This window comes from Streptomyces sp. NPDC020958, from assembly GCF_055562175.1.
Genome location: NZ_JBVHFU010000002.1, coordinates 319,188 through 345,329 on the forward strand (window position 1 = coordinate 319,188; position 26,142 = coordinate 345,329).

The window sequence follows — 26,142 nt, forward strand, 5'->3', positions numbered from 1 at the left end:
GCCCGGACCGCCCACCCGTGGCCCGGATCTCCCCTGGCCGCGCGACCCGCGGCCACGCAGAAGGAGTCAGTGTTGAGAAGCAGTTCCTCTCGCAGACGCACCCCCCACCGCACCGCAGTAGTGGCCCTCGCCGGCGTCGGCGCCCTGATCGCCGCCGCCGTCCAGTCGGGTGCGGCCAGCGCCGCCCCGGCCGCACCGCACCCCGGCCGGATCAATCCGGCCCACGCGGCCGTCAGGCTGTCCCCCTCGCAGCGCGCCGAGCTGCTCCGCGACGCGAGCACCGAGCGGGCCGCCACCGCCAGGTCGATAGGCCTCGGCGCGCAGGAGAAGCTGATCGTCAAGGACGTCGTCAAGGACGCCGACGGCACGCTGCACACCCGTTACGAGCGCACCTACGCGGGCCTGCCCGTGCTCGGCGGCGACCTGATCGTCGACACCGCGAAGTCGGGCGCCACCGAGCGCGTCGTCAAGGCGAACAACGCCACGCTCAAGGTCGCCGACCTCACCCCGGCCAGGAGCGCGGCGAGCGCCGAGAAGTCGGCCCTCGCGGCCGCCAGGGCCCTCGGCTCCACCAAGTCGGCCGCCGACGGCGCCCGCAAGGTGATCTGGGCCGGCTCCGGCACCCCCGTCCTCGCCTACGAGACGGTCGTCGGCGGCTTCCAGGACGACGGCACGCCCAACCGGCTGCACGTCATCACCGACGCGGCCACCGGCAAGAAGCTCTTCGAGTACCAGGGCATCGAGAACGTCACCGGCACCGGCAACACCCAGTACAGCGGGACGGTGTCGCTGTCGACGACCCAGTCGGGCTCGACGTACAACCTGACCGACGGCGACCGCGGCGGCCACAAGACGTACAACCTGAACCACGGGACGTCGGGCACCGGCACCCTGTTCTCGCAGTCGAGCAACACCTGGGGCAACGGGACGACGTCGAACGCCGCCACCGCGGGCGCCGACGCGCACTACGGGGCCGCCGAGACCTGGGACTTCTACAAGAACACCTTCGGGCGCAGCGGCATCAAGAACAACGGCGTCGGCGCCTACTCGCGCGTGCACTACGGCAACTCGTACGTGAACGCGTTCTGGGACGACAGCTGCTTCTGCATGACCTACGGCGACGGCTCCGGCAACGCGGACCCGCTGACCGCCCTCGACGTGGCGGGCCACGAGATGAGCCACGGCGTCACCTCGAACACCGCGGGCCTCAACTACAGCGGTGAGTCCGGCGGCCTGAACGAGGCCACCTCCGACATCATGGGCACCGGCGTCGAGTTCTACGCCAACAACTCCACCGACGTCGGCGACTACCTCATCGGCGAGAAGATCGACATCAACGGCGACGGCACCCCGCTGCGCTACATGGACAAGCCGAGCAAGGACGGCTCGTCCAAGGACAGCTGGTACTCGGGGCTCGGCGGCCTGGACGTGCACTACTCCTCCGGTCCCGCGAACCACTTCTTCTACCTGCTGAGCGAGGGCAGCGGCGCCAAGGTCATCAACGGCGTCAGCTACAACTCGCCCACCGCGGACGGGCTCCCGGTCACCGGCATCGGCCGGGACAAGGCGCTGCAGATCTGGTACCGCGCGCTCACCACCAAGTTCACCTCGACCACCAACTACGCGAGCGCCCGCACCGGCACCCTCGCGGCGGCCGGTGAGCTGTACGGCACCACGAGCGCCGAGTACAAGGCGGTGCAGGACGCCTGGGCGGCCGTCGCGGTCGGCGCGCGCTCCGGCGGCGGGGGTGGCACCGGCACCTCGTACGAGAGCAACACCGTCGTGTCGATCCCGGACAACGGGCCCGCCGTCACCTCGTCGATCACGGTCTCCGGCCGCACCGGGAACGCGCCGAGCAACCTCCAGGTGACGCCGAACATCAGCCACACCTGGCGCGGTGACCTGGTGATCGACCTCATCGGCCCGTCCGGGACGTCGTACCGGCTGAAGAACTTCAGCTCGTCCGACTCGGCGGACGACGTGACGGACACCTACACGGTGAACGCCTCATCGGAATCGGCCAATGGGACCTGGCAACTGAAGGTCCAGGACCAGGCCGCACAGGACACCGGGAAGATCAACAGCTGGAAGCTGACCTTCCCGTAAACCGCAGGACACAGGTGTGAGTACGGGGTGCCGCCGGAGGGTTCGACTCCGTTCGACGGCACCCCGGTTACATGCCCGCAACGTTCACCGAACACCTGCTTTTCGGCCAACATCACTTCAGGGTCCTGACATGTACGCGACCCGGATGTCACTCTTCCTTCACCCGCCGCACAGCACAGCAACTTCACACCCCACAGTCGGGCCGGCGACCCCACTCCGGCCCGGACTCCCCACATCATGAAGGAGCTTGAGTGAGCCCCCTCTACGCGCGTCGCAAGCGCACCACTCTGGCCGTCGCCACCGCTGTCGCCGCCGGCGCCCTGCTCACCACGGGCCTGACCACCAACGCCACCGCCGCCGCCAGGCAGCCGCTGGCCGCCGCGCCCACCCTCCTCTCCAACTCCGCCCGCACCGCCCTGATCCAGAAGGCGCAGGCGAACGTCGCCGAGACCGCGCAGGAGATAGGTCTCGGCGCCAAGGAGAAGCTGGTCGTCAAGGACGTCGTGAAGGACGTCGACGGCACCGTCCACACGCGCTACGAGCGCACCTACGCGGGCCTGCCCGTGCTCGGCGGCGACCTGGTCGTGCACACCTCGAAGACCGGCAAGTCCGAAGGCGTCACCCGGGCGACCAAGGCGGCCATCAAGGTGGCCTCGCTCAAGCCGGGGATCTCCACCACCAAGGCGGAGAAGGCCGCGCTCACCGTCGCCAAGTCGCTGGGCTCCGCCAAGCCCGCGGCCGACGGCGCCCGCAAGGTGATCTGGGCCGGCTCCGGCACCCCCGTCCTCGCCTACGAGACGGTCGTCGGCGGCTTCCAGGACGACGGCACCCCGAACCAGCTGCACGTCATCACCGACGCGGCCACCGGCAAGAAGCTCTTCGAGTACCAGGGCATCGAGAACGCCACGGGCACCGGCAAGACCCTGTACTCGGGCACGGTCAGCCTCACCACCACGCTGTCGGGTTCGACGTACTCGCTGACCGACGCCTCGCGCGGCAGCCACAAGACGTACAACCTGAAGCACGGCACCTCGGGCACCGGCACCCTGTTCACCAACACCACCAACACGTGGGGCACCGGCACCGCCTCCAGCTCCAGCACCGACGTGACCGCGGCCGCCGACGCCGCCTACGGCGCGCAGGAGACCTGGGACTTCTACAAGGACACCTTCGGGCGCAGCGGCATCAAGAACAACGGCGTCGGCGCCTACTCCCGCGTCCACTACAGCAGCAACTACGTCAACGCCTTCTGGGACGACAGCTGCTTCTGCATGACCTACGGCGACGGTGACGGCAACACGCACCCGCTGACCTCGCTGGACGTGGCCGGCCACGAGATGAGCCACGGTGTCACCTCGAACACCGCCGGCCTCAACTACAGCGGCGAGTCCGGCGGCCTGAACGAGGCCACCTCGGACATCTTCGGCACCGGTGTCGAGTTCTACGCCAACAACGCCTCCGACCCGGGCGACTACCTCATCGGCGAGAAGCTCGACATCAACGGCGACGGCACCCCGCTGCGCTACATGGACAAGCCCAGCAAGGACGGCGGTTCGGCCGACTACTGGTCGTCCTCGGTCAAGAACCTGGACGTGCACTACTCGTCCGGCGTCGCGAACCACTTCTTCTACCTGCTGTCCGAGGGCAGCGGCTCGAAGACGATCAACGGGGTGTCGTACAACTCCCCGACGTACAACGGCTCCACGGTCACCGGCATCGGCCGGGCCAAGGCGCTGCAGATCTGGTACAAGGCGCTGACGACGTACTTCACGTCGACCACCAACTACAAGTCGGCGCGCACCGGCACGCTCTCCGCGGCGGCCGCCCTGTACGGCTCGGGCAGCACCGAGTACAACGCGGTGGCGGCGGCCTGGACGGCCGTCAACGTGTCGTGACCGGATAGTTGTGCATCGGGCGGGCCCCGGGACCCAGGCGTCCCCGGGGCCCGCCCTACCCTTGTCTCCCATGTCCTTCACCTACGACGCGGTGGGCGCGACCCGTGAGAACCTCGCCGCCTGCCCGCCGGGCTTCCACCCGCTTCACGTGCGCACGCGCATAGGCGAGGGGCGCGAAGTCTTCCAGCGCGCCGCCGAGGCCGTCCTCACCTGGGAACTCCACCGCGCGCTGGGCGTCGGCATCGACACCGCCGCCGACCGGGCGGCCCCCGGCGCGGACGTCACGGTCACCCTGGCCGGCCTCGTCAGGGCGCCCTGCCGGATCGTCTGGACCCTGGACGAGTCCCGCCGCGCGGGCTGGGCCTACGGCACCCTCACCGGCCACCCCGAGTCCGGCGAGGAGGCCTTCGTGGTCGACCGCACCGGCGACGGCACGGTGTGGCTGACGGTCGCGGCCTTCAGCAGACCGGCCAAGTGGTACACCAGGGCGGCCGGCCCGGCGGCCCGGGGACTGCAGCACGCGTACGCGCGCAGGTGCGGAGCGGTCCTGCGCCGCCTGTGCGCGGACCCGCAAGCGGAGTTCTGACGGCCAAGGGCGGGAAGGCCCGGACGGCGGCCCGGGGGAAGGCCCGGGAAGCCGGCGGGCTTCGTCCGCCCTTGGCGTGTCGGGAGCGCGGTCAGCGCATCAGTACCCCGGCCCCCTCCGCGGCGCTCTCCGAAGGAGCCGTCACCAGGCCCAGCTCGGCGCCGGAGGCGAGCAGCCGGTGGGACGGGAGGATGCGGACCGTGTAGCCGTAGGGGCCGGTGCGGTCCAGGGACAACGGGCCCTCGTAGGTCCAGTTCCCCTCCAGGTCGGGCCCCCCGGTCGGCTTCAGCGGGACCGTCGCCGCGTCCGTGATGCGGTCCTCGGGGTCGACGCGGCCGGAGACGGCCTGGACCTCCACGTCGTCGGGGGTGAGCTCCCCCAGCCGGACACGGACGCGCAGCGCGAGGGTGGTGCCCAGTTCGGCGGTGGCCGGGGCCGCGGTGGTCGCCACGTGGTCGACCGTCACCCCGTGCCAGGCCGCCCGCACCCGGTCCTTCCAGGCGGACAGCTCGCGGGCCGCGTCCGCGGTCATGGACCGGTGGGCGTGGGCCGCCGGGGTGTACAGACGGTCCACGTACTCGCGGACCATCCGGCCGGCCAGCACCTTGGGGCCGAGGAGGGTGAGGGTCTGGCGGACCATCTCGATCCAGCGGTCGGGCAGACCGGTGCGGCCACGCTCGTAGAACCGCGGGGTGACGCGCTGCTCCAGGAGGTCGTAGAGGGCGTCCGCCTCGATGTCGTCGCGGCGCTCGGGGTCGGTGCCGGCGCCGTCCGCGGTCGGGATCGCCCAGCCGAAGTCCGGCTGGAACCATTCGTCCCACCAGCCGTCCAGGACCGAGAGGTTCAGGCCGCCGTTGAGGGCCGCCTTCATCCCGCTCGTCCCGCACGCCTCCAGGGGGCGCAGCGGGTTGTTGAGCCAGATGTCGCACCCCGGCAGCAGCTTCTGGGCCATGGCCATGCCGTAGTCGGGCAGGAAGACGATCCGGCGGCGCACCCGCGGGTCGTCGGTGAACCGGACCAGCTCCTGCACCAGCCGCTTGCCGCCGTCGTCCGCCGGGTGCGCCTTCCCGGCCACCACGATCTGGATCGGGCGCTCCGGGTGCAGCAGCAGGTCCATCAGCCGGTCCCGGTCGCGCAGCATGAGCGTGAGCCGCTTGTACGACGGGACGCGGCGCGCGAACCCGATGGTGAGGACGTCCGGGTCGAGGGCCTGGTCGATCCAGCCCAGCTCGGCGGTGCCGGCCCCGCGCTGCCGCCAGGAGGCCCGCAGCCGCTCCCGCACCTCCAGCACCAGTTGCTCCCGCAGCGTGCGGCGCAGCTCCCAGATCTCCTGGTCGGCGATGTCGGCGACGGCGTCCCAGCGTTCCGGGCCGCCCACGGTCAGCGCCTCCTCGGTCCGCCGGTCACCGAGCTGCCGGGCACCCAGCCGCACCACCTCGGGGGCCACCCAGGTCGGGGCGTGCACCCCGTTCGTCACCGAGGTGATCGGCACCTCGTCGGGGTCGAATCCCGGCCAGAGTCCGGCGAACATCTCCCGGCTGACGTTGCCGTGCAGCAGCGAGACCCCGTTGGCCCGCTGGGCGAGCCGCAGCCCCATCACGGCCATGTTGAACAGGTTGGGCTCGCCGCCGGGGTAGGTCTCCATGCCGAGCCGCAGGACGTGCTCGACGTCGATGCCGGGGAGTTCGGCGTCGGCGCCGAAGTGGCGGGCGACCAGCTCCCGGTCGAAGCGGTCGATGCCGGCCGGGACGGGGGTGTGGGTGGTGAAGACGGTGCCGGCCCGGACCGCTTCCAGTGCCGCGTCGAAGTCCAGTCCGGAGGCGACGAGCTCGGCGATGCGCTCCAGGCCGAGGAAACCGGCGTGCCCCTCGTTGGTGTGGAAGACCTCCGGCTCGGCGTGCCCGGTGAGCCGGCAGTACGTGCGTACGGCGCGGACGCCTCCTATGCCGAGCAGCATCTCCTGGAGCAGCCGGTGTTCGCTGCCGCCGCCGTAGAGCCGGTCGGTGACCCCGCGTTCGCCGAGGTCGTTCTCCTCGACGTCGGAGTCCAGCATCAGCAGCGGCACCCTGCCCACCTGGGCCAGCCAGGTCCGGGCCCGCAGCAGCCGGCCGCCGGGCAGCGCGAGGGAGACGTGCGCCGGGGTGCCGTCGGCCTCCTTGAGCAGCGCCACGGGCAGTTCGTTGGGGTCGAGGACGGGATAGTGCTCCTGCTGCCAGCCGTCCCGGGACAGGGTCTGCCGGAAGTAGCCGTGCCGGTACAGCAGGCCGACGCCGATCAGCGGCACACCCAGGTCGCTGGCCGACTTGAGGTGGTCGCCCGCCAGGATGCCGAGGCCGCCGGAGTACTGGGGCAGGGCCGCCGTGATGCCGAACTCGGGTGAGAAGTAGGCGACGGCGGCCGGGAGTCCGGCGGACTCGGGTCGCGACTGGTACCAGCGGTCGCCGGTCAGGTAGTCGCCCAGATCGTCGGCGACGGCGGTCAGCCGGCGCAGGAAGCGGCGGTCAGCGGCCAGTTCGGCGAGGCGTGCGGGGGGCACGCTGCCGAGCAGCCGCACCGGGTCGCCCTCCGAGGCGGCCCAGCGCTCGGGGTCGACGGACTGGAAGAGATCACGTGTCTCGGCGTGCCAGGACCAGCGCAGGTTGCGGGCCAGGTCGCTGAGGGGGCGCAGGGGTTCGGGGAGAACGGGACGGACGGTGAACCGACGGATCGCCTTCACATTCCACCTCGTGCGTTCGCGGTGAGAGCCGTACGGCGCTGTGCGGCTCGCGTCTGTCACGACGGTACCGGTGCCGGGGGCCGCCGCCCCGGACCCGTACCGCGGTGTGAGCGGCGTCCACGCCCGGTACGGGGCGGAATCGAGCCATACTTCGGCAGTGTGCCGAACGGTCCGGCGGCTAGGGCTGATTGCGGGAGCGGCGAGCGGGCAGGTGTCCGGAACAGGAGGGTTCCTGTGCGTAGACATACGGCTGAGTAGTTAACAAAGTGCCGGATTGCCCACCCGAATAGGGTGGGAAGGCTCCTCCGGTACACCCCACGGACACAGGACGGATACCCAGCACAGGTAGACCCTTCAGGTACACGCAGGACCCACCTCCCCACCACCCATCCGCCCACACCAGCACGTTGCCGCGGACAGGAGCGGTCATGCCCGCCAAGCACCACTCGCCAGTACCCGTCGGTTCCCGCACGTCGGCGCCCTCGGCACCCCGCACGTCCTCCGGCGCGCCACCCCCCGCGGACGCGGTCACCGCCGTCGGCCGCATACCCGTCCTCGACGTGCGTCCGCTGGTCCAGCAGGGGCGCCGGCCCGCCAAGGCGGTCGTCGGGGAGTCGTTCGAGGTCACCGCGACCGTCTTCCGCGAGGGCCATGACGCGGTCGCCGCGAACGTCGTACTGAAGGACCCGAAGGGCCGCCCGGGCCCCTGGACCCCGATGCGGGAGCTCGCCCCCGGCACCGACCGCTGGGGCGCCACCGTCACCGTCGAGGGGAAACCGGGCCGTTGGACCTACCAGGTCGAGGCGTGGGGGGACCCGGTCGCCACCTGGCGCCGGCACGCCCGGATCAAGATCCCGGCGGGCATCGACACCGAGCTGGTCCTGGCGGAGGGCGCCGCGCTCCACGAACGCGCCGCCGCCGGGGTGCCGAAGGCCCGGAAACGGGAGGTGCTGCTCGCCGCCGCGGCCGCCCTGCGCGACGAGGAACGGCCCGCGCCGTGGCGGCTGGCCGCCGCCCTCACCCCCGAGGTCGACAAGGTGCTGGCCCGCTTCCCGCTGCGGGAGCTGGTGACCGCCTCCGAGCCGCTGCCGCTGCTCGTCGAGCGCGAACGGGCCCTGTACGGCTCGTGGTACGAGTTCTTCCCGCGTTCCGAGGGCACCCCCGAGCAGCCGCACGGCACGTTCAGGACGGCCGCCCGCCGGCTGCCGGCCATCGCGGCGATGGGCTTCGACGTCGTCTACCTCCCGCCGATCCACCCGATCGGGACCACTTTCCGCAAGGGCCGCAACAACACCCTCACGCCGACCCCCGAGGACGTGGGGGTGCCGTGGGCGATCGGTTCGCCCGAGGGCGGCCATGACGCGGTGCACCCGCAGCTGGGCACGATCGAGGACTTCCGGTGGTTCGTGGCCGAGGCCGGCCGCCACGGCCTGGAGATCGCGCTGGACTTCGCGTTGCAGTGCTCCCCGGACCACCCCTGGGTGGAGAAACACCCGGAGTGGTTCCAGCACCGGCCGGACGGCACCATCGCCTACGCCGAGAACCCGCCGAAGAAGTACCAGGACATCTACCCCATCGCGTTCGACGCCGACATGGACGGCCTGATCGCCGAGACGGTCCGGGTGCTGCGGCACTGGATGGACTGCGGGGTGCGGATCTTCCGCGTCGACAACCCCCACACCAAGCCCGTGGTGTTCTGGGAACGCGTGATCGCCGAGATCAACGCGGCCGATCCGGACGTCGTCTTCCTCGCCGAGGCCTTCACCCGCCCCGCGATGATGCGCACCCTCGCGCAGATCGGTTTCCAGCAGTCCTACACCTACTTCACCTGGCGCACCACCAAGCAGGAACTCACCGAGTACGCCACCGAACTCGCCCAGGAGAGCGCCGCGTACATGCGGCCGAACTTCTTCGTCAACACCCCCGACATCCTGCACGCCTACCTCCAGCACGGCGGCCGCCCCGCCTTCGAGGCCCGTGCCGTGCTCGCCGCCACCCTCTCCCCCACCTGGGGCATCTACAGCGGCTACGAACTCTGCGAGAACACCCCCCTCACAGAGGGCAGCGAGGAGTACCTCGACTCGGAGAAGTACCAGCTCAGGCCCAGGGACTGGGAGCGCGCGGAGACGGAGGGCATCGCGCCCCTCATCACCCGCCTCAACGCCGTCCGGCGCGCCAGCCCGGCGCTGCGGCAACTGCGCGACCTCCACTTCCACCACGCCGACAAGGAAGCGGTGATCGTCTACAGCAAGCGGAGCGGTTCGAACACGGTTCTGGTGGTCGTCAACCTCGACCCCCACCACACCCAGGAGGCCACGGTCTCGTTGGACATGCCGCAACTCGGCCTGAACTGGCACGAGTCGGTGCCGGTGCGCGACGAGCTCACCGGCGAAACCTTCAACTGGGGCAGGACCAACTACGTGCGCCTCGACCCGGGGTACCGGGCCGCGCACATCCTCACCGTCCTGCGACCGTCCCCGCCGATCGGAGGGTCACCCACAATATGATCGTCAACGAACCCGTCCCGGACACCTTCGAGGACACTCCCGCCAAGGACCGGGACCCCGACTGGTTCAAACGCGCGGTCTTCTACGAGGTCCTGGTGCGCTCCTTCCAGGACAGCAACGGCGACGGCATCGGCGACCTCAAGGGCCTGACCGCCAAGCTCGACTACCTCCAGTGGCTCGGCGTCGACTGCCTCTGGCTGCCGCCCTTCTTCAAGTCCCCGCTGCGGGACGGCGGTTACGACGTCTCCGACTACACCGCGGTCCTCCCCGAGTTCGGCGACCTGGCCGACTTCGTGGAGTTCGTCGACGCGGCCCACCAGCGCGGAATGCGCGTCATCATCGACTTCGTCATGAACCACACCAGCGACCAGCACCCGTGGTTCCAGGAGTCGAGAAGGGACCCGGACGGCCCCTACGGCGACTACTACGTCTGGGCGGACGACGACAAGCAGTACCAGGACGCGCGGATCATCTTCGTCGACACCGAGGCGTCCAACTGGACCTACGACCCGGTCCGCAAGCAGTACTACTGGCACCGCTTCTTCTCCCACCAGCCGGACCTCAACTACGAGAACCCGGCGGTGCAGGAGGAGATCATCTCCGCGCTCCGGTTCTGGCTCGACCTCGGCATCGACGGCTTCCGCCTGGACGCGGTGCCGTACCTCTACCAGCACGAGGGCACCAACTGCGAGAACCTGCCCGCGACCCACGAGTTCCTGAAGCGGGTGCGCAAGGAGATCGACGCCCAGTACGCGGACAAGGTGCTCCTCGCGGAGGCCAACCAGTGGCCGGAGGACGTCGTCGACTACTTCGGCGACTACCGCAGCGGTGGGGACGAGTGCCACATGGCGTTCCACTTCCCGGTCATGCCGCGGATCTTCATGGCCGTGCGCCGCGAGTCCCGCTACCCCGTCTCCGAGATCCTCGCCAAGACCCCCGCCATCCCGTCCGGCTGCCAGTGGGGCATCTTCCTGCGCAACCACGACGAGCTGACCCTGGAGATGGTCACCGACGAGGAGCGCGACTACATGTGGGCCGAGTACGCCAAGGACCCACGGATGCGCGCCAACATCGGCATCCGCCGCCGCCTCGCCCCCCTCCTCGACAACGACCGCAACCAGATCGAACTCTTCACCGCACTGCTGCTCTCCCTGCCCGGCTCGCCGATCCTCTACTACGGCGACGAGATCGGCATGGGCGACAACATCTGGCTCGGCGACCGCGACGCGGTGCGCACCCCCATGCAGTGGACCCCCGACCGCAACGCCGGCTTCTCGTCCTCCGATCCCGGGCGGCTGTACCTGCCCACGATCATGGACCCGGTCTACGGCTACCAGGTCACCAACGTCGAGGCCTCCATGTCCTCGCCGTCCTCCCTGCTGCACTGGACCCGGCGGATGATCGAGATCCGCAAGCAGAATCCTGCCTTCGGACTGGGGTCCTACACCGAACTCCAGTCGTCGAACCCGGCGGTGATCGCGTTCCTGCGGGAGTACGAGGACGACCTGGTCCTGTGCGTGCACAACTTCTCCAGGTTCGCCCAGCCCACCGAACTCGACCTGCGGCAGTTCAACGGCCGGCACCCGGTGGAGCTGTTCGGCGGGGTGCGGTTCCCGGCGATCGGCGAGCTGCCGTACCTGCTGACCCTGGCCGGGCACGGCTTCTACTGGTTCCGCCTGCGCACCGACACGGCTCAATAGACGAGAGCCCGGGTGGGCCGGTTTCCTCCGGCCCGCCCGGGGCACGCAGCAGTAAAGCCCCCCGACGACCCGGGGAAAGGACGTGCCGCATGGCGGAAACGGTCACCCCCTCCACATCCGCTCTCCTCGCCTCGCTCGACCCCCTGCTGCGCGAGTGGCTGCCCCGGCAGCGCTGGTTCGCCGGCAAGGGGCGCCCGGTCGCCGGTTTCTCCTTGGTGGCCGAGACGGAACTGCTGCCGCCGGACGGCAGGGTGGGCCTGTACCACCTGCTGGTCCGCGCCGAGCAGCCGCCGGTGCCCGCCGAGGCCGGCGACTGCTACCAGCTCCTCATAGGCGTGCGTGAGGCGCTGCCACCCCATCTGGCGCCCGCGCTGATCGGCCACGTACCCGACGGCCCGCTGGCCGGGCACACGGTGTACGACGCCCTGTACGACCCCCGGCCCGCCGAGGTCCTCCTGGAGGCACTGCGCTCGCGGGCCCGCATCGGCGCCCTGCGCTTCGAACGGGACCCCGGCCAGGAGATACGCGACGGGCTGGTGGCCCGCCTCCTGACCGCCGAGCAGTCCAACTCCTCGGTCGTCTACGGAGATACGTTCATCCTGAAGTTGCTGCGCCGGGTGGTGCCCGGCGTCAACCCCGATCTGGAGATACCCCTGGCGCTGGCCCGTGAGGGCTGCGCCCGGGTGCCCGCCCCGACCGCGTGGCTGCGGGCGGAGCTGGGCGGTGAACCGTACGTCCTGGCCGTCCTGCAGCCCTTCGTGCACGGTGCGACCGACGGCTGGGAGCTGGCGCTGCGCGAGCTGGCCAAGGGCGAGGACTTCACCGCCGAGGCACGGGCGCTGGGCCGGGCCACCGCCGAGGTGCACACGGCGCTGGCGCACGCGCTGCCGACCGTCACCCTCGGCCACAGCCAGCTGGAGCCGATGGTCGACGGCATGCTGGAGCGTCTCGCGGCGGCCGCGCAGGCGGTCCCGGCGCTGCGGCCGTACGAGGACGGGCTGCGGTCCGCCTACACGGCGCTGGCGGACCTGGCGGCCGAGGGCCGTACCTGGACGGCTCAGCGGGTGCACGGCGATCTGCACCTGGGGCAGTGCCTGCGCGCGCCGTCCGGGGAGTGGTCGCTGATCGACTTCGAGGGCGAGCCGGCCCGTCCGCTGGCCGAACGCCGGATGCCGCAGCCGCCGGTGCGGGACGTGGCCGGGATGCTGCGCTCCTTCGACTACGCGGCCCACTCGGTGACCCCGCCGGTCGCCGGCTGGGCGGCCGCGTGCCGGGCCGCCTACTGCTCCGGCTACGCGGAGATCACCGGCGCCGACCCACGCACCGACCCCGTCCTGCTGCGGGCCTACGAGACCGACAAGGCCGTCTACGAGGTCGTCTACGAGGCCAGGCACCGCCCCGACTGGCTTCCCGTGCCCCTGTCGGCCGTCCGCCGCCTCGCCACCTCCGACCTGATCTGATCCCGGGAGACCCGTCCGTGACCTCCAAGAAGCCCGCACCCGTATCCCCCGACGACCGCGATCGGCTGCTGCTCGGCACGCACCACGACCCGCACTCCGTGCTGGGCGCGCACCCGGTGCCGGGCGGCGGGACGGCCGTGCGCGTGTTCCGGCCGTTCGCCCGTGCGGTGACGGTCGTCGCCGGCCGGGATCTGCGGGCCGAGCTGCACGACGACGGCGCCGGCTTCTTCTCCGTCCTGCTCCCCCTGTCCGACGTACCGGTGTACCGGCTGCTGGTGGAGTACGACGGGACGGTCCTGGAGACCGAGGACGCGTACCGTTTCCTGCCCACGCTCGGCGATCTGGACCTGCATCTGATCGGGGAGGGCCGGCACGAGCGGCTGTGGGAGGCGCTCGGCGCGCGTCCGACGGTCCACCAGGGCGTGGCGGGCACCCGGTTCGCGGTGTGGGCGCCGAACGCCCGCGGGGTGCGGGTGGCCGGCGGCTTCAACTTCTGGGACGGCGCCGGGTTCCCGATGCGCTCGCTCGGCTCCTCCGGGGTCTGGGAGCTGTTCGTGCCCGGGATCGGCGAGGGCGAGCTGTACAAGTTCGACATCACCCGCCCGGACGGTTCGCACACCCTGCGGGCCGACCCCATGGCCCGCCGTACGGAGACGCCGCCGGCCACCTCGTCGATCGTGCACGCCTCCCACCACGAGTGGACGGACGGGCAGTGGATGGCGCACCGGGCCGACACCCCCGTCCACGAGGCCCCCTTCTCCGTCTACGAGGTGCACCTGCCGTCCTGGCGCCCCGGCCTGACCTACCGCGACCTCGCGGAGCAACTGCCCGCCTACGTGGCCGAACTGGGCTTCACGCACGTCGAGCTGATGCCGGTCGCCGAGCATCCCTTCGGCGGCTCCTGGGGCTACCAGGTCACCGGCTTCTACGCGCCGACGGCCCGCCTCGGCACCCCCGACGACTTCAAGTACCTGGTCGACGCGCTGCACCGGGCGGGCATCGGCGTCCTGATGGACTGGGTTCCGGCGCACTTCCCGCGGGACGAGTGGGCGCTGGCGGAGTTCGACGGCCGCCCGCTGTACGAGCACTCCGATCCGCTGCGGGCCGCGCACCCGGACTGGGGCACCCTGGAGTTCGACTTCGGCCGCCGTGAGGTGCGCAACTTCCTGGTGGCGAACGCCGTGTACTGGTGCGAGGAGTTCCACATCGACGGACTGCGGGTGGACGCGGTCGCCTCGATGCTCTACCTCGACTACTCGCGCGAGCCGGGCCAGTGGACGCCGAACGAGCACGGCGGCCGGGAGAACCTGGACGCGGTGGCGTTCCTCCAGGAGATGAACGCCACGGTCTACCGCCGGGCCCCGGGTGTCGTCACCATCGCCGAGGAGTCGACGGCCTGGGAGGGCGTCACCCGCGCCACGGACGGCGGCGGTCTCGGCTTCGGCCTGAAGTGGAACATGGGCTGGATGCACGACTCGCTGGAGTACATGGCGCACGAGCCGGTGCACCGCAGGTTCCACCACCACGAGATGACCTTCTCGATGGTCTACGCGTACAGCGAGAACTACGTGCTGCCCATATCCCACGACGAGGTGGTGCACGGCAAGCGGTCGCTGGTCTCGAAGATGCCGGGAGACTGGTGGCAGCAACGCGCGAGCGAACGCGCCTACCTGGGCTTCATGTGGGCCCACCCGGGCAAGCAACTGCTCTTCATGGGGCAGGAGTTCGCGCAGGGCGCGGAGTGGTCGGAGGCGCGCGGCCCGGACTGGTGGCTGCTGGACCCGGCGTACGGCGCCGAGGCGGACCACCGGGGCGTGCGGGACCTGGTCCGTGACCTCAACGCGGTGTACCGGGCGACCCCGGCGCTGTGGCAGCGGGACACCTCCCCCGCCGGTTTCCGGTGGATAGCGGGCGACGCGGCCGAGGACAACGTCCTCGCGTTCCTCAGGTACGACGCGGACGGCACCCCGCTGCTCGCGGTCTGCCACTTCTCTCCCGTGGTCCGCCACGACTACCGCCTGGGCGTCCCGGACGAGATCCCCGCCTGGCACGAGGCCCTCAACACGGACGCGGCCCCCTACGGCGGCAGCGGCGTCACCAACCCGGACCCGGTGAAACCGGAGCACCATCCTGCCCACGGCCGCCCCGCCAGCATCCGCCTGACCCTGCCCCCGCTGGCCACGGTGTGGCTGCGGCCCGCCTAGCGCGTACAGTGACCGGGTCGACAGACGTGCTACACGGGGGGATCGAGGCACGTGAGACCTGGGGGATCACCGGCCGCCCTGCTGTGTGCCGTCGCCGTCCTGCTCCTGGGCGGCTGCGGCACGGTGGTGGCGGGACAGGGTGGAGGGGCCGCTCCCACGAAGACCGGGCCGGTACCGTGGACCGACGTGTCGCCCTCGGCGGTCACCGGTGCCCGGCTCGCCGCCGACCACCGCACGCTGAGCCTTGACACCAAGGTGCCCGTCGGCCCGCACCCGTGTTACCGGGACCTGAAGGCGGTGGACACCGACGCCGAGTACGGCGCCGTGCCGGGCGCCGTCCATGTGCAGATCACCTACAGCACCACCTACGGTGACACGAGTTCCGGGTGCACCAAGGAGAAGACGGCCACGGCGCGGGTGCGGCTGCCCGAGCCGTTGGGCACGCGGACGCTGGTGGTCGACAACTCCGCCCTCTTCACCGCCGACGGCGCGAAGCCGCCCGCGCTGCGGCTGTGCGGGCGGCTCGGCTGCCACCCGCCGGCCACCGGCTGTACCCCGGCCTCCTACGACCAGGCGATGATCGCCGCCGACGCGCCCCTGCACGCCTACCGGGACGCCGAGCACTGCGACGGCAGGTGGCTGGTCCTGGACTTCTCCTGGCGCACGGGACCGGCCTGCGGTGACGACACCACCGACGCCGCCTGCACGTCCCGTCTCGGCGACCGGTTCTTCTTCCGCGCCGAACGCGCCGGCTGGCAGCCGTTCTTCGAGACCGCGACCGGGGGCTGCGCGGCGGTGCGGCACCGCGAACCGGCCTTCCCGACCGCGCTGTGCGCGTCGCTCGCGCCCCTGTCCGCCGCGCTGCACCCGAGCTACCCGCCGCCGTCGCCCGGCGGGAGCCCCGCTAGGTTCTGTCGTCACATTCCCATCGTCGCCCGGAGGGCGGCCCTGCGGCGTCAGGTGCGTGCTCTGGGGGTCCCCCCGGCCGAAGGCTGGGGAGCGTGCATGGCGTCGCAGGGCAGGCGGGAATGTGACGACAGGGCCTAAGGCGCGGTGACCGCGGTGGCCAGTGCCTCCGGCAGCCCGTGCGTGTACAGCACGCCCAGCCGCTGGGTGGCCCGGGTCAGGGCGACGTAGAGGTCGCTGGTGCCGTAGCGGCCCGGCTCCACCACCAGGACCGAGTCGAACTCGAGGCCCTTGGCCTGGCGGGGGTCGAGCAGGACGACCGTGCGGGTCAGATCCGGCTCGGCGCCCGCCGTGACGCCGTCCAGCCGGGCGGCCAGCGCGCGGTGCAGGTCACGCGGGGCGACGACGGCCAGCCGGCCCTCGGCCGGGGTGAGTTCGGCGACCGCCTTGGCCACCGTCTCGGGCAGGTCGCCGTCGGCCCGGCGGATCCAGGGCCGGACACCCGTCGACCGGACCGAGCTCGGTGGTTCGAAGTCCGGGTGCTCGGCGCGGACCACGGCCGCGGCGAGGTCCATGATCTCGGACGGGGTGCGGTAGTTGACCCCGAGCCGGGTGTGCTCCCAGCGGTCCGCCACGTACGGTTCGAGGATCTCCGACCAGGAGCCGACGCCCGCCGCCTCCGCGGTCTGGGCCGGGTCGCCGACCAGGGTCATGGAGCGGGTCGGGCTGCGCCGCATGAGCAGGCGCCAGGCCATCGGGGAGAGCTCCTGGGCCTCGTCGACGATGATGTGCCCGAAGGCCCAGGTGCGGTCGGCCGCGGCCCGCTCGGCCGCGCTGCGGAAGTCCTCCTCCTCCTGGCGTTCGGCGAACCGCTCGGCGTCGATGATGTCGTGCGCGGAGAGGACCTCCGAGGCGTCGGGGTCGTCCTCCTCCTTGTCGTCGAACTCGTAGGTGCGCGAGGCGTAGGAGACGTCGAGGACGCCCTGCGCGTAGGCGATCTGCGTCTCGCGTTCGCGTTCGGCGCGGGCGCGGGCGGCGCGTTCGTCGACGCCCAGCAGTTCGGCCGCCTCGTCGAGGAGCGGGACGTCCGAGACGGTCCAGGCCCGGGTGACGGGGCGGCGGATCGCGGCCGCGTCCTCGGCGCCGAGGTACCGCTCCGGTTCGGCGAGGAAGTCGGCGACCAGGCGCCTCGGGGTCAGCAGCGGCCACAGCCGGTCGACGGCGGCCCAGACCTCGGGGTTCTCGGCGAGCTCGTCGCGGATCTGGGTGATGTCGGAGGCGTCCAGGAGACTGCTGCCGTCGAAGGGGTCGGTCCCGACCCGTTCCGCGTACAGCTCGGTGAGGGTGTTGAGGATGTGGCCCTCGAAGTACTCCCGGGCCACGTTGTGCGGGAGCCGGGCGGCCCGGGTGCGCTCGCGGGCCATGTTGACCAGGCCGTCGTCGAGCATCAGCACCTCCCGGTCGTGTTCGACGGTGATGACCGGGTCGGGCAGCGCCTGCCGGTCGCGTACGACGGCGGCCAGCACGTCGGCCATGTCCGCGCGCCCCTTCACCGCGGCGGCCGCCGGGGTGTCCGCGGCCGTCGCCCGCACGCCGGGGAACAGCTCCCCGACCGTCGCGAGCAGCACCCCGGTCTCGCCGAGCGAGGGCAGCACCTCGCCGATGTAGCCGAGGAAGGCGGGGTTCGGGCCGACGATCAGGACCGCCCGCTTGGCGAGCAGCTCCCGGTGTTCGTAGAGGAGGTAGGCGGCCCGGTGCAGCGCGACCGCCGTCTTTCCGGTCCCCGGGCCGCCCTCGACCACCAGCACTCCCCGGTGGGGTGCCCGGATGATCTCGTCCTGCTCGGCCTGGATGGTCTGCACGATGTCGTTCATCCGGCCGGTGCGGGCCGAGGTGAGGGCGGCGAGCAGCACGGCGTCGCCGGACGGGTCCTCGTGCCCGGTGCGCTCGCGGTCGCCGAGGTCGAGGATCTCGTCGTGCAGGGAGGTGACCCGGCGGCCGTCGGTGCCGATGTGCCGGCGGCGGCGCAGGCCCATCGGGGTGTGGCCGGTGGCCAGGTAGAAGGGGCGGGCGACCTCGGCCCGCCAGTCGATGAGGACCGGGGTGCGCTCGGCGTCGTCCAGGCGCAGCCCGATCCGGCCGATGTGGTGCCTGGTGCCGGAGGTCAGGTCGATCCGGCCGAAGCAGAGGGAGCCGTCGACGGCGTTCAGCGCGGCGAGCAGCCCGGAGCGTTCGGCGACCAGGATGTCCCGCTCCAGGCGGGCCTGCATCGGCTTGTCGCCGAGGGCGAGGGCGTCCGCGACCGAGCCCTCGGTGTCGCCGCGCAGCGCGTCCACCCGTTCGTACAGTCCGTCGATGAATTCCTGCTCGTGCCGCAATTCATCATCTGGAAAGTCGGTGTTTGACAATTCCGCTCCCGCCCGGATATACTGTGCTCACTGAACTTCTTCGCGTTCCGATCGACTTGGCCGTCGATACGAAGTCGCGAACTCTTGAATATACGCAAAGAAATCCCCCGGGCGCAATTGCCGGGGGATTCTTCGTATGGCCAAGCGGTTCAGCCCAGTGCGTCGTTCAGCTCCTCGACCAGCCGCCGCTTCGGCCGCGCGCCCACCATCGAGCGCACCGGCTCACCGCCCCGGAACACCATGAAGGTCGGCATCGACAGCACCCGGTAGGCGTTGGTCGTCTCCGGACTGGTGTCCACGTCCAGCTGGACCACTTTCAGCCGCTCGCCCTCCTCCGCCGCCAGCGCCGTGAGAACCGGTCCCATCTGCCGGCACGGCGGACACCAGTCGGCGGTGAACTCCACCAGTACCGGCACCTCGGATTCGATCACCTCCGCCGCGAAGTCCGCGTCCGTCACCTCGGCCACGCCCGCCGCCCTGATCATGGAAATACCCCTCCCAGCTCGCACACCGGTTCCGGACCACCCGGAACCCCCGCGTCGGCGGCCAGTTCGTCCCGCACCCGCTCGGCCCGCTCCAACTGAGCCCCCACCGTCGCCCGCACGGCCTGCAACTCGCCGATCAGCGAGTCCAGCTCCGCGAGCTTGCGCCGGTAGACCGCGAGCGAGGCGGGGCACGTGTCGCCCTCCGGGTGCCCGGCCCGCAGACACTCCACGAACGGCCGGGTCTCCTCCAGCTCGAACCCGAAGTCCCGCAGCGTCCGGATCTGCCTGAGCAGCAACAGGTCGCTCTCGTCGTACGTCCGGTGACCGTTCCCGGAGCGCCGCGCGGGCAGCAGCCCGCGCGCCTCGTAGTACCGCAGGGTGCGCGTGGTGGTCCCGGCACGTGCGGCCAGCTCGCCGATTCGCATGGGTACGACCGTAGGCGTTGACGTCGGCGTCAAGGCAAGGTCGGCTGCAGACCGGCGGACTCCTCGACCTCCAGCAGCGAGGCGCTGTGCCGTTCCTCGTCGAAGGCCCGGCGCCCGCCACGCAGCCCGAACAGCCGCTTGGCGAGGGCGATGTAGAGCACGGCGAGGATGTTCAGCACCAGCGTGGCGATCTTCAGGTAGCTGACCTTCTCGGTGAGCTCCCAGATCTCCAGCGGCAGGAACGCGGCGGTGGCGACCACGGTCAGGTATTCGGCCCAGCGCTTGGCGTACCAGAGGCCGACCGCCTCGACGAGTTCGATCAGTGCATAGGCCAACAGCAGTCCCGCGACCAGCAGCAGGGTGGAATGCCGGTAACCGAAGGCCTTCTGGATGGAACCGACGACCGGTGAATGGTCGAGGTCGTAGTGGAAGTGCCGGAAGACCGGCCGGAAGGTGTTCAGGTACTCGTTGAACAGCCGGCGCACCGCGTCCTGGCTGTTGGAGAATTTCCACACCGCCACCGCGACCAGCACGATGAACACCCCGCGCACCGCCCGCTCGACCGCGAGGAAGCGCAGGATGAACAGGTCCCGCAGCACCTTTCCGCGCGGCACCAGCGGGGCGTCGGCGGCCGGCCCCGAGCCGTGCGGCTCGCCGAGGACGAAGTCCCCGCAGCGCAGGCAGCGCCACACGTCCCCGACCGCGGTCTGGGCGTGCAGCCGCACCCGCAGTCGCGGGTCGTCGGGTGCGTAGGTGACATGCCCCTTGCGCGCACAGTGCCGCCGATCCCAGTCGATCTTCATCCCCCGAGCCTCCACATGCCGCGTGCCGTTCCCGTTGAACAGGAACGGCACGTTAGTGGATACGGGTGACAAGCGGGGGCGAGGGGTGGGCCGGCCTCCGGGCGGCTGAGCGACGGGGGGGAGTCCCAGCCGCCCGGAGGGCGGTGGCCGGGCGGCCGGCCCGGGTTCAGGCCGGGCCGGACGCCCGGGGTCCGGTCGCAGGCGTCAGGCCTTGGCCAGTTCCTCGCGCTGCTCGGGAAGCTCCGGCGGCTCGGGCGTGCCGGTCTCGCCGCCCTCGTCCAGCAGCGTCTTCTCGTCGAACGGCAGGTCACCGGCGAGCACCCGCTGCATCCGGGCCTTGTCGATGTCCTTGGTCCAGGTGCCGATCAGGACGGTGGCGACCGAGTTGCCCGCGAAGTTCGTCAGGGCGCGGGCCTCACTCATGAAGCGGTCGATGCCGACGATCAGTCCGACGCCGTCGACCAGCGCGGGCTTGTGCGACTGCAGACCGCCGGCCAGCGTGGCGAGGCCGGCGCCGCTGACGCCCGCCGCGCCCTTGGAGGCCAGCAGCAGGAAGAGCAGCAGCGGGATCTGCTCACTGACGGACATCGGCGTACCGAGGGCGTCGGCGATGTAGAGGGACGCCATGGTCATGTAGATCATGGTGCCGTCGAGGTTGAAGGAGTAGCCGGTGGGGACGGTGATGCCGACCACGGCCTTGCTGACACCCAGGTGCTCCATCTTCGCGATGAGCCGCGGCAGCGCGGACTCGGAGGAGGAGGTGGACAGGATGAGCAGGAACTCGCGGGCGAGGTACTTGAACAGCGTGAAGATGTTCAGCCCCGCGACCAGCCGCAGCAGGGCGCCGAGCACGACGAAGACGAAGAGCACACAGGTCACGTAGAAGCCGAGCATCAGCACGGCGAGGCTCTTGAGGGCGTCGATCCCGGCGGAGCCGACGACGGCCGCGATGGCGCCGAAGGCACCGATCGGCGCGGCCCACATGATCATGCCCAGGATGCGGAAGACGAGCCGCTGGATGTGCTCGACACCGCGCAGCACCGGCTGTCCGACCGGGCCCATGGCCTGCAGCGCGAACCCGGCGAGCAGCGCGATGAGCAGGGTCTGCAGCACCTGGCCCTCGGTGAAGGCGGACACGAAGGTCGTCGGGATGATCGACAGGACGAAGTCGACGGGGCCGAGCGCCTCGGAGTCGACCTGGCTGTGCCCGGAGGCCTTGAGGGCGTTGGTCAGGTGCAGGCCGTCGCCGGGGTGCAGGACGTTGCCGACGACCAGGCCGATGGCCAGCGCGACCAAGGACATCACCAGGAAGTAGCCGAGGGCGATACCGCCGACGGCGCCGACTTTGGCGGCCTTCCGCACGGACCCGATCCCGAGCACGATCGTGCAGAAGATGATCGGCGAGATCATCATCTTGATCAGGTTGACGAAGCCGGTTCCGAGGGGCTTGAGCTCGACTCCGGCGTCGGGCCAGATCAGGCCCACCGCGATACCGAGCGCCACGGCGACGATCACCGCGATGTAGAGGTAGTGGGTGCGGTCTCTCCTGGCGGGTGCGGCTGGTGCCATTGGCGTCGTCGTCACGGCTCGCCTCCTTGACGTCATCGTCGGTACGACCGGCGTGCGGCTCACGTCCGGGCTTGCGGGGGGATGCCGTGACTATCTCCCGGTCTGTGAGGGCGGTCACCCTTCCGTTCATTTAGTTCTCGGTTCACCCCGGGGGCACACTGCTGACATGCGCTTCCCGTCCGTCCCCCGGCCCCGCAGCCTCGCCGGCCAGCTGTTCGCGATGCAGGCCGTGCTGATAGCGGTGCTGGTCGCCGGGTACGCGCTGTTCAGCTACGTCAGCGACCGCCACCAGGCGCAGGAGGCGGCGACCCGGCAGGCGACGGCGGTGGCCCGGTCGGTGGCGGACTCGCCGTCGGTGCGTACGGCGATCCACACGCGGGATCCCTCCGCGCAGCTCCAGCCGTACGCCCTCCAGGTCATGCGGGACACCGAGGTCGACTTCGTCACGATCATGACCCCGGACGGCATCCGCTGGACCCACCCCGACCCCGGCCAGATCGGCAGGCGGTACCTCGGCCACATCGACGCGGCCCAGCACGGCCACACCTACAGCGAGACCTACAAGGGCACGCTCGGCGCGTCGGTGCGCACGGTGACGCCCGTGACGGAGAACGGCCGGGTGATCGGCCTGGTGAGCGCCGGCATCCGGGTGGAGGCGATCAGCCGGCGGGTCCAGGAGCAGGTGACGGCGCTGCTCGGGGCGGCGGCGGGGGCCCTGGTGCTGGGCGCGGTCGGGACGTACGTCGTCAACGCCCGGCTCCGCCGCCACACCCACGGCATGAACGCGGCGGAGCTGAGCCGCATGCACGACTACCACCAGGCGGCGCTGCACGCGGTGCGCGAGGGCCTGCTGATGCTGGACGGGCAGTACCGGGTGGCACTGATCAACGACGGGGGCCGGGAACTGCTGGGCGTGGGCCCGGAAGGGGAGGTGGTGGGCAGCTCGGTGGCCGAGCTGGGGCTCCCGGCGCCGCTCACGGGCGCGCTGCTGTCCTCCGAGCCGCGCATGGACGAGGTGCACCTGACGGCGGACCGCGTCCTCGTGGTGAACACCTCCCCGGTGTCGGGCGGCGAACGCCGCGGCACCGTCGTGACCCTCCGGGACGTCACGGAACTCCAGTCGCTGATGGGCGAGCTGGACTCGGAGCGGGGCTTCACGCAGGCGTTGCGCTCGCAGGCCCACGAGGCGGCGAACCGGCTGCACACGGTCGTCTCGCTGATCGAACTGGGCCGGGCCGAGGAGGCGGTGGACTTCGCGACGGCCGAGCTGGAGCTGGCGCAGGCGCTGACCGACCAGGTGGTGGCGGCGGTCGCCGAACCCGTCCTGGCCGCGCTGCTGCTGGGCAAGACCGCCCAGGCCAACGAGCGGGGCGTGGAGCTGGTGGTCTCGGACGAGAGCCGGCTGGATGACGGTTTGCTACCGGAGAGCCTGTCGGCACGCGATCTGGTGACCATCCTCGGCAACCTGATCGACAACGCGGTGGACGCGGCCCAGGGGTCGGTGGGGGCGCGCGTGACAGTGACCGCTTACGCGGAGGACGCCGAGCTGGTGATGAGGGTGACGGACACGGGGTCGGGGGTGGACCCCGCCCACGCGGAGCTGGTCTTCCAGCGCGGTTTCACGACCAAGCCGGCGGGACCGGGCGGGCGGGGGCTGGGCCTGGCCCTGGTACGGCAGGCGGTCGTACGGCTGGACGGCACCATGACCGTGACGGAGGCTCCCGAGGGTGGAGCGGTGTTCGAGGTACGGCTGCCGTTGCGGGCGTCGGTGACGGGAGGCAGGGCCGGATGACCGGGGAGCCGATCAGAGTCCTGGTCGTCGAGGACGACCCGGTGGCCGCGGACGCGCATGTCATGTACGTGGGCCGAGTGCCGGGGTTCGTGGCGGTGGGCAAGGCGCACACGGGAGCGGAGGCGCGGCGGATCCTGGACCGCACGCCGGTGGACCTCCTCCTCCTCGACCTGCACCTGCCGGACGTGCACGGCCTGCAGTTCGCGCGCTCGCTCCGGGCGGCGGGGCATCAGGCGGACGTCATAGCGGTGACGTCGGCCCGGGACCTGGCGGTGGTCCGGGAGGGCGTCTCACTGGGCGTGGTCCAGTACGTCCTGAAGCCGTTCACCTTCGCGACCCTCCGCGACCGGCTGACCCGGTACTCGGAGTTCCGGGCGGCGGCGGGCGAGGCCAGCGGGCAGGACGAGGTGGACCGGGCCCTGGCGGCGCTGCGCGCGCCGACGCCCGCGGCGCTCCCCAAGGGGCTGAGCGCGCCGACGCTGGAGCGGGTGACGGTCGCGTTGCGGGAGGCGGAGGAGGGCCTGACGGCCGCGGCTCTGGCGGAGGGCGTGGGGATCTCCCGGATCACGGCCCGGCGGTACCTGGAGCACCTGGTCGAGGCGGGCCGGGCCGGGCGGAGCCCGCTGTACGGGCAGGTGGGAAGGCCGGAGCTGGTGTACCGGTGGGGGCGGGGCAGATGACGGGCCGAAACCGCGCTCGAAACCGTACGTTCCCACAATCCGTGTTCCTGGCCGAACGGACCGTAGTCACGCCGCCCGCGCACCCCTAGCTTGTCGGCTGTGCGCCGACCCCCAGCTCTGCCGAACCAGCCAGGTCCCCCCTTCGACGCCCCCGCCGCCCGCAGACTGCGGTCCGCGCTCGGCATGGGGCCCGAGCACGTGGCCCACGACCTGCGTGTGTCGTACGGGATGCCGTACGCGACGCCCGATCTCGTGCGGGCCTGGGAGCAGGGGGCGGTGACCCCGACCAGCCCCGAACTCACCGCCCTCGCGGGGGCGTTGTGGTGCTCCCCGGGTGACCTGATCGGCCGGCCGCGGACGCTGCGCGAGCACCGGATCGCCCGGGGCGTCGCTCCGGAGGACGTGGCGATGGCCGTCGGTCTCGACCTCCTCCCCTACCTGGAGATGGAGGAGGCCGGAAACTGGCGGGGCACCGAGCGGCAGTCCGCGGTCCTCGCCGACCTCCTGCACCTGTCCCTGCCGGACTTCGTCACCGTCACCGGGAAGGAGGAGAAGCTGGCCGACCTGCTGCGCGGCGCGGTCACCACCCGCTGGCAGGCCCACGTCCGCCAGCTGAGCAAGCTGGTCCCCCTGGACAGACACCTGCTCGAGACCACCCTGCGCGCACTCCACGAGGAGTACCAGGGCCGCATGACGGCCACGCTGCCCTGGGGCGACACACCCGCGTCCACCCGGGCCCAGCAGCTGGGCGAGGACTTCCTGGCACGGATAGTGACGCACTTCTGGAACGCGATGGCGAAGGGCTCTCCCTGAACGCCCCCGACTGAACGCCCCCGACTGAACGCGCCCCTCAGAAGACGGACTCCGCCTCGTCCATCCGGTCCTTCGGCACCGTCTTCAACTCGGTCACCGCCTCCGCCAGCGGCACCATCACGATGTCGGTCCCGCGCAACGCGGTCATCCTCCCGAACTCCCCCCGGTGCGCCGCCTCCACCGCGTGCCACCCGAACCGTGTCGCGAGCACCCGGTCGTACGCCGTGGGCGTCCCACCCCGCTGGACGTGCCCGAGGATGACCGGCTTGGCCTCCTTGCCGAGCCGCCGCTCCAGCTCGTACGCCAGTGCCGTACCGATGCCCTGGAACCGCTCGTGGCCGTACTGGTCGATCGCGCCCTTGCCGTAGTCCATCGTGCCCTCGGCGGGATGGGCGCCCTCCGCCACGCAGACCACCGCGAACTTCTTGCCGCGGGCGAACCGCTCCTCGACCATCTTCACCAGGTCGGCGGGGTCGAAGGGCCGCTCGGGGAGGCAGATGCCGTGCGCGCCCGCCGCCATCCCGGACTCCAGGGCGATCCAGCCGGCGTGCCGGCCCATCACCTCGACCACCATCACCCGCTGGTGCGACTCGGCGGTGGTCTTGAGCCGGTCCATCGCCTCCGTGGCCACGCCCACCGCGGTGTCGAAGCCGAAGGTGCGGTCGGTGGAGGAGATGTCGTTGTCGATGGTCTTCGGGACGCCCACCACGGGCAGGCCGGCGTCGGACAGCATGCGCGCCGCCGTCAGGGTGCCCTCGCCGCCGATCGGGATCAGCGCGTCGATGCCGAACTCGGCCACCATGTCGGTGGCCCGGTCGCACGCCTCGCGCAGCCGGTCCCGCTCCAGTCGCGACGAGCCCAGGATCGTGCCGCCGAGGGCCAGGATGCCGCCGACGTCGTCCAGGTCGAGGGGGCGGTAGTGGCTGTCGAGCAGACCCCGGAAGCCGTCCTCGAAACCGATGACCTCGTCGCCGTACTGGGCGACCGCGCGGTGCACCACCGATCGGATGACGGCGTTCAGGCCGGGGCAGTCGCCGCCTGCGGTGAGAACTCCGATACGCATGGTGGTGTGTCTCCTGCTCGCTGT

Annotated in this window: 18 protein-coding genes; 11 read left to right on the forward strand and 7 right to left on the reverse strand. The window is 71.3% G+C overall.

Annotated features, from left to right (window positions below; translation table 11 throughout):
• Positions 1-72 precede the first annotated feature (72 nt).
• From ACZ3KP_RS07310 to ACZ3KP_RS07320, 3 genes are all read left to right on the forward strand, one after another.
• Positions 73-2,106 (forward strand): M4 family metallopeptidase, encoded by a 2,034-nt coding sequence (locus ACZ3KP_RS07310; RefSeq protein ID WP_467497159.1) that lies wholly within the window; start codon positions 73-75, stop codon positions 2,104-2,106.
• A gap of 251 nt (positions 2,107-2,357) precedes the next feature.
• Entirely contained in the window at positions 2,358-4,001 is a 1,644-nt protein-coding gene (locus ACZ3KP_RS07315) for a M4 family metallopeptidase (protein WP_467497161.1), read from the forward strand.
• A gap of 70 nt (positions 4,002-4,071) precedes the next feature.
• Positions 4,072-4,587 (forward strand): DUF1990 family protein, encoded by a 516-nt coding sequence (locus ACZ3KP_RS07320; RefSeq protein WP_358974707.1) that lies wholly within the window; start codon positions 4,072-4,074, stop codon positions 4,585-4,587.
• Between the two features lie 91 nt (positions 4,588-4,678).
• On the opposite strand, the gene ACZ3KP_RS07325 is transcribed toward ACZ3KP_RS07320, so the two are convergent.
• Positions 4,679-7,303 carry a glycosyltransferase family 1 protein gene (locus ACZ3KP_RS07325; protein ID WP_467497164.1) on the reverse strand — a complete coding sequence of 875 codons (2,625 nt, stop codon included), beginning with the start codon at positions 7,301-7,303 and terminating at the stop codon, positions 4,679-4,681.
• 428 nt (positions 7,304-7,731) lie between these two features.
• On the opposite strand from ACZ3KP_RS07325, the gene ACZ3KP_RS07330 reads away from it, so the two are divergent.
• The 5 genes from ACZ3KP_RS07330 to ACZ3KP_RS07350 all read left to right on the forward strand — a co-directional run bounded on the left by ACZ3KP_RS07330 (position 7,732) and on the right by ACZ3KP_RS07350 (position 16,221).
• A complete protein-coding gene (locus tag ACZ3KP_RS07330) occupies positions 7,732-9,810 on the forward strand; it encodes an alpha-1,4-glucan--maltose-1-phosphate maltosyltransferase (RefSeq protein ID WP_467497166.1) in 2,079 nt (692 codons plus the stop codon).
• Positions 9,807-11,510 carry a maltose alpha-D-glucosyltransferase gene (gene treS, locus ACZ3KP_RS07335; protein WP_358985357.1) on the forward strand — a complete coding sequence of 568 codons (1,704 nt, stop codon included), beginning with the start codon at positions 9,807-9,809 and terminating at the stop codon, positions 11,508-11,510. The genes ACZ3KP_RS07330 and treS overlap by 4 nt, the downstream gene beginning before the upstream one ends.
• 89 nt (positions 11,511-11,599) lie before the next feature.
• Complete coding sequence (locus ACZ3KP_RS07340; RefSeq protein WP_467497168.1) at positions 11,600-12,970, forward strand: maltokinase N-terminal cap-like domain-containing protein; 1,371 nt, start codon at positions 11,600-11,602, stop codon at positions 12,968-12,970.
• 17 nt (positions 12,971-12,987) lie between these two features.
• Positions 12,988-15,174 (forward strand): 1,4-alpha-glucan branching enzyme, encoded by a 2,187-nt coding sequence (gene glgB, locus ACZ3KP_RS07345; protein WP_467497170.1) that lies wholly within the window; start codon positions 12,988-12,990, stop codon positions 15,172-15,174.
• Between the two features lie 51 nt (positions 15,175-15,225).
• On the forward strand, positions 15,226-16,221 hold the full coding sequence (locus ACZ3KP_RS07350; RefSeq protein WP_467497172.1) for a hypothetical protein: 996 nt from the start codon (positions 15,226-15,228) through the stop codon (positions 16,219-16,221).
• Here ACZ3KP_RS07350 and ACZ3KP_RS07355 read toward each other — a convergent pair.
• The 5 genes from ACZ3KP_RS07355 to ACZ3KP_RS07375 form a co-directional block, all read right to left on the reverse strand.
• A complete protein-coding gene (locus tag ACZ3KP_RS07355; RefSeq protein WP_467497174.1) occupies positions 16,218-18,458 on the reverse strand; it encodes a HelD family protein in 2,241 nt (746 codons plus the stop codon). The two genes, ACZ3KP_RS07350 and ACZ3KP_RS07355, sit on opposite strands and share 4 nt — an antisense overlap.
• A gap of 179 nt (positions 18,459-18,637) precedes the next feature.
• The gene (locus ACZ3KP_RS07360; RefSeq protein ID WP_467497176.1) at positions 18,638-18,973 is read right to left on the reverse strand and encodes a thioredoxin family protein; all 336 of its coding nucleotides are present in this window, start codon (positions 18,971-18,973) and stop codon (positions 18,638-18,640) included.
• Entirely contained in the window at positions 18,970-19,398 is a 429-nt protein-coding gene (locus ACZ3KP_RS07365; RefSeq protein WP_467497178.1) for a MerR family transcriptional regulator, read from the reverse strand. The genes ACZ3KP_RS07360 and ACZ3KP_RS07365 overlap by 4 nt, the downstream gene beginning before the upstream one ends.
• Positions 19,399-19,427: 29 nt before the next feature.
• Positions 19,428-20,201, reverse strand: a complete 774-nt coding sequence (locus ACZ3KP_RS07370; protein WP_132888960.1) for a DUF2127 domain-containing protein — start codon at positions 20,199-20,201, stop codon at positions 19,428-19,430.
• Between the two features lie 204 nt (positions 20,202-20,405).
• Positions 20,406-21,806 carry a cation:dicarboxylate symporter family transporter gene (locus tag ACZ3KP_RS07375; protein ID WP_467497181.1) on the reverse strand — a complete coding sequence of 467 codons (1,401 nt, stop codon included), beginning with the start codon at positions 21,804-21,806 and terminating at the stop codon, positions 20,406-20,408.
• 130 nt (positions 21,807-21,936) lie between these two features.
• Here ACZ3KP_RS07375 and ACZ3KP_RS07380 point away from each other — a divergent pair, with 130 nt between their 5' ends.
• The 3 genes from ACZ3KP_RS07380 (at position 21,937) to ACZ3KP_RS07390 (ending at position 25,055) form a co-directional block, all read left to right on the forward strand.
• Positions 21,937-23,562, forward strand: a complete 1,626-nt coding sequence (locus tag ACZ3KP_RS07380; RefSeq protein WP_467497183.1) for a sensor histidine kinase — start codon at positions 21,937-21,939, stop codon at positions 23,560-23,562.
• A complete protein-coding gene (locus ACZ3KP_RS07385) occupies positions 23,559-24,242 on the forward strand; it encodes a response regulator (protein WP_467497185.1) in 684 nt (227 codons plus the stop codon). Before ACZ3KP_RS07380 ends, ACZ3KP_RS07385 begins: the two co-directional genes overlap by 4 nt.
• Positions 24,243-24,341: 99 nt before the next feature.
• Positions 24,342-25,055, forward strand: a complete 714-nt coding sequence (locus ACZ3KP_RS07390; protein WP_467497187.1) for a helix-turn-helix domain-containing protein — start codon at positions 24,342-24,344, stop codon at positions 25,053-25,055.
• A 37-nt stretch (positions 25,056-25,092) separates the two neighbouring features.
• On the opposite strand, the gene ACZ3KP_RS07395 is transcribed toward ACZ3KP_RS07390, so the two are convergent.
• Positions 25,093-26,118, reverse strand: coding sequence for an ATP-dependent 6-phosphofructokinase (locus ACZ3KP_RS07395; RefSeq protein ID WP_358985329.1), 1,026 nt, complete (start codon positions 26,116-26,118; stop codon positions 25,093-25,095).
• Positions 26,119-26,142: the final 24 nt, after the last annotated feature.

Bases quoted from the DNA above. Each gene is read 5' to 3' on its own strand.
- ACZ3KP_RS07320 (WP_358974707.1), top strand. From the start codon at position 4,072: ATGTCCTTCACCTACGACGCGGTGGGCGCGACCCGTGAGAACCTCGCC.
- ACZ3KP_RS07330 (WP_467497166.1), top strand. From the start codon at position 7,732: ATGCCCGCCAAGCACCACTCGCCAGTACCCGTCGGTTCCCGCACGTCG.
- treS (WP_358985357.1), top strand. From the start codon at position 9,807: ATGATCGTCAACGAACCCGTCCCGGACACCTTCGAGGACACTCCCGCC.
- ACZ3KP_RS07340 (WP_467497168.1), top strand. From the start codon at position 11,600: ATGGCGGAAACGGTCACCCCCTCCACATCCGCTCTCCTCGCCTCGCTC.
- ACZ3KP_RS07360 (WP_467497176.1), bottom strand. From the start codon at position 18,973: ATGATCAGGGCGGCGGGCGTGGCCGAGGTGACGGACGCGGACTTCGCG.
- ACZ3KP_RS07365 (WP_467497178.1), bottom strand. From the start codon at position 19,398: ATGCGAATCGGCGAGCTGGCCGCACGTGCCGGGACCACCACGCGCACC.
- ACZ3KP_RS07370 (WP_132888960.1), bottom strand. From the start codon at position 20,201: ATGAAGATCGACTGGGATCGGCGGCACTGTGCGCGCAAGGGGCATGTC.
- ACZ3KP_RS07375 (WP_467497181.1), bottom strand. From the start codon at position 21,806: ATGACGTCAAGGAGGCGAGCCGTGACGACGACGCCAATGGCACCAGCC.
- ACZ3KP_RS07380 (WP_467497183.1), top strand. From the start codon at position 21,937: ATGCGCTTCCCGTCCGTCCCCCGGCCCCGCAGCCTCGCCGGCCAGCTG.
- ACZ3KP_RS07385 (WP_467497185.1), top strand. From the start codon at position 23,559: ATGACCGGGGAGCCGATCAGAGTCCTGGTCGTCGAGGACGACCCGGTG.
- ACZ3KP_RS07395 (WP_358985329.1), bottom strand. From the start codon at position 26,118: ATGCGTATCGGAGTTCTCACCGCAGGCGGCGACTGCCCCGGCCTGAAC.